The organism is Companilactobacillus paralimentarius DSM 13238 = JCM 10415 (assembly GCF_001434985.1).
Classification (GTDB): Bacteria; Bacillota; Bacilli; order Lactobacillales; family Lactobacillaceae; genus Companilactobacillus; species Companilactobacillus paralimentarius.
The window spans coordinates 1-8,497 of record NZ_AZES01000081.1 but is presented as its reverse complement, the minus strand read 5'-3'; the positions used below and the strand labels follow the sequence as shown (position 1 = coordinate 8,497).

10 protein-coding genes are annotated in these 8,497 nt (G+C 34.9%); 5 read left to right on the top strand and 5 right to left on the bottom strand.

The window, feature by feature from the left end; all coding sequences use genetic code 11:
• Positions 1–12: 12 nt before the first annotated feature.
• Complete coding sequence (locus FD33_RS07475; RefSeq protein ID WP_056955877.1) at positions 13–777, bottom strand: response regulator transcription factor; 765 nt, start codon at positions 775–777, stop codon at positions 13–15.
• Positions 778–1,157: 380 nt separating this feature from the next.
• On the opposite strand from FD33_RS07475, the gene FD33_RS07470 reads away from it, so the two are divergent.
• The 4 genes from FD33_RS07470 to pstB all read left to right on the top strand — a co-directional run bounded on the left by FD33_RS07470 (position 1,158) and on the right by pstB (position 4,748).
• Positions 1,158–2,066, top strand: coding sequence for a phosphate ABC transporter substrate-binding protein PstS family protein (locus FD33_RS07470; protein WP_025086069.1), 909 nt, complete (start codon positions 1,158–1,160; stop codon positions 2,064–2,066).
• A 71-nt stretch (positions 2,067–2,137) separates the two neighbouring features.
• On the top strand, positions 2,138–3,055 hold the full coding sequence (pstC, locus tag FD33_RS07465) for a phosphate ABC transporter permease subunit PstC (RefSeq protein WP_034544390.1): 918 nt from the start codon (positions 2,138–2,140) through the stop codon (positions 3,053–3,055).
• A complete protein-coding gene (gene pstA, locus FD33_RS07460) occupies positions 3,056–3,943 on the top strand; it encodes a phosphate ABC transporter permease PstA (protein ID WP_025086067.1) in 888 nt (295 codons plus the stop codon). It begins immediately after the preceding gene.
• Between the two features lie 10 nt (positions 3,944–3,953).
• Positions 3,954–4,748, top strand: coding sequence for a phosphate ABC transporter ATP-binding protein PstB (gene pstB / locus FD33_RS07455; RefSeq protein ID WP_025086066.1), 795 nt, complete (start codon positions 3,954–3,956; stop codon positions 4,746–4,748).
• Positions 4,749–4,781: 33 nt separating this feature from the next.
• Here pstB and FD33_RS07450 read toward each other — a convergent pair whose 3' ends face one another.
• The 4 genes from FD33_RS07450 to FD33_RS07435 all read right to left on the bottom strand — a co-directional run bounded on the left by FD33_RS07450 (position 4,782) and on the right by FD33_RS07435 (position 7,553).
• On the bottom strand, positions 4,782–5,096 hold the full coding sequence (locus FD33_RS07450) for a hypothetical protein (RefSeq protein ID WP_025086065.1): 315 nt from the start codon (positions 5,094–5,096) through the stop codon (positions 4,782–4,784).
• Between the two features lie 60 nt (positions 5,097–5,156).
• Positions 5,157–5,360 (bottom strand): hypothetical protein, encoded by a 204-nt coding sequence (locus tag FD33_RS07445; RefSeq protein WP_025086064.1) that lies wholly within the window; start codon positions 5,358–5,360, stop codon positions 5,157–5,159.
• On the bottom strand, positions 5,360–7,120 hold the full coding sequence (gene spxB, locus FD33_RS07440) for a pyruvate oxidase (protein WP_025086063.1): 1,761 nt from the start codon (positions 7,118–7,120) through the stop codon (positions 5,360–5,362). The genes FD33_RS07445 and spxB overlap by 1 nt, the downstream gene beginning before the upstream one ends.
• Before the next feature lie 184 nt (positions 7,121–7,304).
• Positions 7,305–7,553 (bottom strand): hypothetical protein, encoded by a 249-nt coding sequence (locus FD33_RS07435; RefSeq protein ID WP_025086062.1) that lies wholly within the window; start codon positions 7,551–7,553, stop codon positions 7,305–7,307.
• Positions 7,554–7,741: 188 nt separating this feature from the next.
• Between FD33_RS07435 and FD33_RS07430 the strand changes: the two genes are divergently transcribed.
• The gene (locus FD33_RS07430; RefSeq protein WP_025086061.1) at positions 7,742–8,398 is read left to right on the top strand and encodes a phosphatase PAP2 family protein; all 657 of its coding nucleotides are present in this window, start codon (positions 7,742–7,744) and stop codon (positions 8,396–8,398) included.
• Positions 8,399–8,497: the final 99 nt, after the last annotated feature.

Sequence of the window (8,497 nt, the reverse complement as noted above, 5' to 3'; positions counted from 1 at the left end):
CTTGGATTCAATTTATTTTGTCCAAGTGGCTAACTTGTTATTGAAATTTTCGAATGGATATTGATTATCCAATACATATCCAAAGCCACGCACTGTTTTTATACAATTCTTGGTTTCAGATTTTTCTGCTAATTTATCTCTTAAATGACTGATGTGAATATCAACTGTTCGACTAGAGCCAGCTGAATCATAACCCCAGACTCCTTCTAATAATTGGTCTCTACTCAAAACCTTTCCGCGATGCTGAACTAGATACCAAAACAAACTGAATTCCTTTGGCGTTAGACCAATATCATAACCTCGATGTGTGACCCGATAATGCTTAAAATCAATCACAATATCGTTGTACTTAACTGTCTCAGTTCGATATTCCTGCTTTTTACTTTTCTTCAAATCATTGGTAATAGAAAAGCGATCATAAACCCAAAATAATTGCTTTACCTTGGCCACCAATTCAGGATATTCAAATGGTCTTGTAATAAAGCTATCTATATTAATATTGTAAAAAAGTGACCGTCTTTTCTTATCTTTGGCTGGTGCTAAAACTATTATTGGTCCTGAAATTTTGCTGCGTAGCGATTTTAGTATCTTCAAAGATTGACTCATGCTAGTGATCGATGAATCCCAAAGCAATCCAGCGACATCTTCATTTTCAACTAATTTTTCAACTTCATTTGGATCAGTTACATTCCTGATAAACCATCCCTGATTATTAAAATAACCATTGATCTCGATAAAAAGTGATAGCTTATTACTCAACAATACTAGCGGTTGCATCCTATCTCTACTTCCTTCCGGTCATTTAATATTGCAAGGGCTGAAACTTTACAATATTAAAAAGTTTAGAAAAGGTAAATTTTCTTAACAAAACTAACAACAGCCACTTAACATTTTGATTATAACAATGGAAATTAGGTAGGTCATTTACAAAGTCCAATTCATCCATTGTATTTGAATATATGTATTTACAATTATTGTTATATTAAGTGAAACTCTTGAATCCCTTGCAAAAGATAGTCTACTGGCTAAATGTATATTTTTTTAACAACTTTACATAAACTTTACATTAAATAAACATTATATATACACAGTCGCCTTATATTTATATTGTTCGATAAAGAAATTTACCAATACGACTTTGAATAGGGGTTTTAAGAATGAAAAAGAAAACTATCATTTCATTAGTATTAGGAGTTGCAGCTTTAATGCTAATCCTAACTGGCTGTGGAAATAGTGGCAGTAAAGATTCCTCAGCTGCATCAAAAGGCAACAGCAGCAATGAGACTTCAGGTAAGGTTACCGCTGTCGGTTCAACTGCTCTACAACCACTTGTTGAAAAAGCAGCAACAAATTTCCAAAAGAAGAATAGTAAAATCAACATCACTGTTCAAGGTGGAGGTTCTGGTACTGGATTAAGTCAAGTGCAAGACAAATCAGTAGAAATTGGTAACTCTGATATTTTTGCTGAAGAAAAACAAGGTATCGATTCTAAGAAACTTACTGATCATAAGGTTGCAGTTGTAGGTATGGCTCCAGTTGTTAACAAAGATGCTAACGTTAAGAACCTTACAATGGACCAAGTTAAAAAGATCTTTACTGGTAAGATCACCAACTGGAAAGAAGTCGGTGGTAAAGATGAAAAGATCACCGTTGTCAATCGTGCTAAAGGTAGTGGTACTCGTGCAACATTCGAAGCAGCTGTTTTAAAGGGTGCTGAAGCTGTTAAATCTCAAGAACAAGACTCAAATGGTACTGTTCAAAAGATTGTTGAAAGTACACCAGGTGCTGTAAGTTACCTAGCATTCTCATATATTAATGATAAGATCCAAGCTGTTTCAATCGACAATGTTAAGCCAACAGATGCCAACGTTGAAACAAACAAATGGAAGATCTGGTCATACGAACACATGTATACAAACGGAGCTGCTAAAGGTGCCATTGCTAAATTCATAAATTACATGAATTCAGATGACGTTCAAAAATCATTAGTTAAAGATATGGGATATATCAGTATTCATAACATGAAAGTTCAAAAAGATTCAAAAGGAACAGTTAGTTCTAAATAAATAATCAGAGGGACTTCAACCTTGTAAACCTTGGTCGGGGTTCTTTTTGTATATACAGGAGTGATTCCCTTATGGATAAAATTCAAAAGAAACTACAAACGAAATCCAAAGCCACTTTTCAAGACTACTTTGGCAAGGGAATTTGTTATCTATGCATCGGTTTAATCATTTTACTAGTTACATGTATCCTCTATTTTATTGCTTCTAAGGGTTTAGCCACCTTTACCAAGGATAAGGTTAATGTTTTTGATTTTTTAACAAAGACCAATTGGAATCCTGGTGCTTTGGATAACAAAGGACGACCTGATATTGGTGCTTTACCAATGATTGTTACCTCATTCAGCGTGACACTTTTGGCCGCCCTAATTGCTACCCCTTTCGCCATTGGTGTAGCAATCTTTATGTCAGAATTTTCTAGTAAGAACGGTAGTAAAATTTTACAACCCGTCATTGAATTATTGGTCGGTATTCCTTCAGTTGTTTATGGTTTCATCGGTCTATCTGTCATTGTTCCTTTTATTAGAAGAATTTTTGGAGGAACTGGATTTGGTATTTTCTCAGGTACATTGGTTTTATTCGTAATGATTCTGCCAACGATTACTTCCTTATCCGTAGATAGTCTCAAGTCGGTTCCTATGTATTATCGTCAAGCCTCTTTGGCCTTAGGAGCTACTAGATGGCAAACCATTTACAAAGTAGTACTACGTGCTGCTATTCCTGGATTATTGACAGCTATCATCTTTGGAATAGCTCGTGCTTTTGGTGAAGCTTTAGCCGTTCAAATGGTTATTGGTAATGCGGCTTTAATGCCCAAAAATTTAATTTCACCTGCTTCTACCCTGACAAGTAAATTGACCACTGATATTGGCAATACTGTTATGGGAACTCTTCCCAACAATGCTTTGTGGTCATTAGCTTTGATTCTTCTATTAATGTCGTTGATTCTTAATTTGATTGTCAAATTCATTGGAAAGAGAGGTCGTTTCTAAATGAATGCTAAAAAAATCGACCGTATCGCCAGTTTTATTATTTACACCATCGTTGCTGCCGTAATTTTATTGTTGATTGCCATTCTAGGATATATTCTTTTTAATGGTGTTCCCGACATCTCTTGGCACTTCTTAACTTCGTCTGCTCAATCTTTTAGTGCTGGTGGTGGTATTCGCGATCAGTTATTCAATTCCCTCTATCTATTAGTATTAACAATTATTGTTTCTTTACCTATTGGTTTAGGCGCCGGTATTTACTTATCTGAATATGCCTCTGACAATTGGTTTACCGATTTAATCAGAACTAGTGTCGAAGTTTTAAGTTCACTGCCTTCAGTTGTTGTTAGTTTGTTTGGATATTTACTATTCGTTATCAAATTAAAGCTAGGATTCTCCATCCTATCTGGTGCCATTGCGTTAACCTTCTTTAATCTACCTTTATTGACTAGAAATATTGAAGAATCGCTACATAATGTTCCTAATTTACAAAGAGAGGCCGGTATGTCACTAGGTTTATCTAATTGGAAAACTACTACTAAAATCATTTTGCCTGCCGCATTACCTGGAATCCTTACTGGATTGATTTTGAGTGCCGGTAGAATTTTCGGTGAAGCCGCTGCTTTAATTTATACTGCTGGTCAAAGTGCTCCGACTGTCGATTACAGTAATTGGAATATTTTCTCCACTAATAGTTTTTTAAACCCAATGCGTCCCGCTGAAACCTTAGCTGTCCATATTTGGAAAGTTAACACCGAAAGCGTCACGCCAGATGCAAATTTAATTTCTAGTGCTTCATCTGCCGTACTGATCATCGTTATTCTTCTTTTTAACCTAGGGGCTCGTTTCTTGGGTAATAAATTGTACAAAAAAATTACTGCCACGAAATGAGGTACCAAATATGAATGAATATAACTTAAACGAATCTTATATAACAGATATTAAGGAAAAACTGGCCCTCTCTACGCAGAACGTTCAAGTCTATTATGGTAAGAGTCAAGCAATCTTTGACGCAAATCTAAATTTTCCAAGATACAAAATCACAGCTTTGATCGGAGCTTCTGGTTCAGGAAAATCAACTTTTCTACGTTGTTTAAATCGCATGAATGACAAAATTGCTACGGTTGATGGAGAAATCTCTTATCGTGGAGTCAATATAAATTCACCGTCAACTAATGTTTATGAAGTACGTAAACATATTGGAATGGTTTTTCAAAGACCTAATCCTTTTGCCAAGTCAATTAGTGAAAACATTACTTTTGCTCTAAAGAATGCTGGAATGAAGAAAAAACAAGATTTAGAGGAGCGTTTGGAGCAAAGTTTGAAGGGAGCCGCCCTTTGGGATGAAGTTAAAGATGATCTCGATAAAAGTGCCCTAGCTCTTTCAGGTGGTCAACAACAGCGTCTCTGCATTGCTAGATCAATTGCCATGCATCCAGACATCTTACTTCTAGATGAACCAGCCAGTGCACTAGATCCCATTTCAACTTCTAAGATTGAAGAAACTTTAAAAAATTTAAGTAAAGACTATTCCATTATTATCGTTACTCATAATCTCCAACAAGCATCACGTATTAGTGATTACACTGCTTTCTTACATTTAGGACATGTAATTGAATATAACTCAACCGTCAATATTTTTACTAACCCTCAAATGCAGGCAACCGAAGATTATGTTTCCGGTAATTTTGGTTAAAAAAAAACGATCATTCTATAAAATGGTCGTTTTTTATTTTTTTAGAATTAACTGATATTTTTCAGCCTGTTCAGTTTTTTTTATAACATACTGTGTAGAAATCAAATGTTGAAGATCTTCACGTTCTTTTTTATCCTGACTCATAAATAGGCGGTGTATCTTATGATTAAATCCAGTAACTAGTGCCATCCAACCGTTGGTTGCTGCTATCGACCAATCAGAACCGCTGCCAAATACCTGCGCCTGATGTACTTGATCACAGAATTCAAAGGCTGAGCCTGTAACTTCAAACCCATCTCCCTTAGATTGAACTAATTTTTTTAAATCCCTTAAATTATCAACTGACATACAATTCCCTCATTTTAATAAAAATAAAAAGACGAGATAAATTTTATCCCGTCTTTTATTTTACTTGTTTATCAAATAATTATATAGACCGTACATTGTAGAATCTTTCAAAGGTAATTTTCGATTATCTTCGGTTGCCTGAATAATTTTGACATAATCTTCAAAGTCAGGTACTTCCAATTGCTGAATGGCTACGAACTGATCACCATTTTTATACTCCTTTGTCTTCTCCACCTTGCCATCTAAATAATCTATTTTTAACATTACTGATTGTCTCCTTGAGCTCTCAAAATTTCTCCGAGTGAAGGTTGTTCCTTAACATCGATATGATACTTCTTTGCATAGGCATCAACTGCATCTTGACCATACAATTTAGGATCCAAAGGCATAAAGGCCGTTGCTATTGGATCATCTTGTTTAATCACTGCATTAACGACGATTGGTTTCTTGTTTCCAGAAGCCTGTAGCTCTTTAATCTTATCGAATGTTTCATTAACATCCTTAATTGATTTAACAGTAAATCCAATTCCGCCAAGGCCTTCGGCCACTTTAGCCCAGTCAGCACCTGTCAAATCAACTCCGTACAAGTGTTGTTTTGATGCAACTTGTTCATAGTAGATAAAGCCTAATCTTTCATTTGAAAGAATGACATTAACAACTGGCAATCCATATCTAGCTTCGGTAATTAAATCAGGCGCTACCATTGAGAAACCACCATCACCTGAAAGCGTCCAAGCTTGACCTTCAGGAACACTCAAAGCACCAGCTAATCCGGCTGGTAATCCAAAGCCCATTGTTGCAAACAAGCCTGACAAGGCAAAACGTTGATTGTGATTCATTGGTAATCCACGAACACCAAATTCGGTTACATTACCAGTATCAACACCATATGTATCATTAGGACCCGCCATTTCGGCAATCTTACTTGTAACTGTTTCTGGATTCAATCCTTCACTGTCATCTTTAGCAAGTTTATCTAACCATTTGTCCCAGTTAGCTTTATTTTCTTGGTTAGCTTTCAACCAAACACCAGCTGGTAAAGTTTCTTTAGTGTCGATCAAAGCTTGCAAATAACTCTTCGCATCGGCTATAACTGCATAATCAACATCAACTGTTTTACCAATATCGTAAGGATTATTGTTTACATCGATAATCTTGACATTTTCTGGCCAGAATCTAGCAAATGGAAATTCCGATCCAATGAATAAAATTAAATCAGTATGCTGTAACGCTTCAAATCCTGACTTGCTTCCTAAACGCCCAAATGTACCAATGAAATTAGGATGATCAGTGCTGATAACACCAGATGCTGGAACTGTATTCATGACTGGAATATTAAATTGTTCTGAAAACTTAGTCAAAACATCTCTTGCTCCCAATAAACCACGTCCAGCATATACAAGTGGATGTTTAGCTTCTTTTAACATCTTCAAAGTATTTTGAACATCGTCTGGATTGATTGTTTGAGAATAAGTATTCTTTACAATCTTTGGAGTTTTAGCAGGTGTATAATCAATTTCTTTAGTTGTTAAATCTTCTGGCAAAATAACAACTGCTACACCATTTTGACGATATGCTTCACGAATAGCTTGATTAATTACATAAGGGATTTGTTCAGCTGTTGTAACGGTACGATTATAAACTGCCACATCACTAAACATTGGTCCCTCATCCATTTCTTGGAAGTAATTAGTATTCATATTTTCTTGTGGTACTTGACCTACTAAAGCCAAAACAGGAACGTGATCCATCTTGGCATCATACAATCCATTGAATAAATGTGTAGCACCAGGGCCGGCAGAACCAAAAGCGACACCAATCTTACCAGTAAACTTAGCATCAGCTGAAGCAGCAATGGCACCTACTTCTTCATGACGTACTTGAATATATTTAACTTTATCTTTTTCTAAATAAAGCCCCTCAACTGTATGATTGATTGAACCACCAGGTACTCCATAAATGTGGTCAACACCCCAATCCTCAAGAACTTTTACTAAAGCTTGTCCAGCTATCATTTTTGTCATATTTACACTTTCCTTTCGAAAACCTCAACTAACATTTATGCATAACTATATAAGTTGCCTGCAAACGCTATCATCGAATACTTTAGTAAAAAAATCAAATAATTAATCTCGATACATTTTTAATTTATATAAAAACTTTTAATCCATAAAAAAAGCAGGGTAAGCACCCTGCTTTGTAATTTCATTAATTATTGAAAAATTGTGATATAACTAGGAAAACTATTCCACCAACAATTACCCCAATACCAATAATAAGATAATTCCACAATCCCAATACCCCTAACAGAATTAGGATAATACCAATTATTGGATGATGTAACAATGCAATTCCCGTCTTGATAAATAACCAAATAATTACAAGAATTGCCACCCCAATAGCAATCAATATCGGTGCCGAGCTACTAGTCGTGCTGGCTGCCATTAATGTGAGCATTTTAAGCCTCCTTTTGTAGATTAGATTATATCATTAATGGCTTTAGATAGTGTATTATTTTGTATAATTAAATATCTTTTAAAAAAGTATGGAATTTACTGTAAATATTATGAAAATAATATTACAATCAAAGCTTAAAGCAATTACGGGTGCGTATATTTATCTTTTTGATCCAAAGGAGTTTTATTTTGATATTTAAATCAAATAATCACAGAAAATGGCTTTCTTTAGTCTATATAATTATCTTCTTTTTACTAGAGATCATGATTGTTAGCAATAATTCATTCATTTTAGAATTTGATCACTCTATTCAAAATATTCTAGGTAGTATGGTCTCGCCTATTAATACTAAAGTATTTTCTACAATCACATTTTTAGGTAGCCCTATGATGGACATTATTTATCTATTATTAATTATGTTTATTCTTTTCAAAAGGGGTAAAAAGGATTCTAGTTTGTGGATTGGCTTTGTTCTGATTAGTGGGAATATTATTGCTTTCCTTGTAAAAATGACTGTCAGACGTCAAAGACCTTTAGGAAAAATCATTCCTGCTTCTGGATACAGTTTTCCAAGTGGACATGTCTTCGGAACTACCCTAGTTATTCTGACATTGATTTTTCTGATTCTACCGACTATCAAAAATATAGCTACTAGAAAAACTATTACAGTATTACTAATAACCTGGCTTATCATTGTTGCCATCTCAAGAGTATATTTAAGAGGACATTTTCCTAGTGATGCAATTGGAAGTGCTTTACTGGCTGGCACCTGGTGGGAATGTTGTGAATTATTATATTTAAGATACTATGATTCAATCACTCATCTATTTGATCATAGAAACTAAAAAACACTCAATCGACTCTAACAGTCGACTGAGTGTTTTTTTATCTGACGAATTGTCAAATCAAGCGCAACTTTGTCCCGAAGAAAACTTCAAATGGAC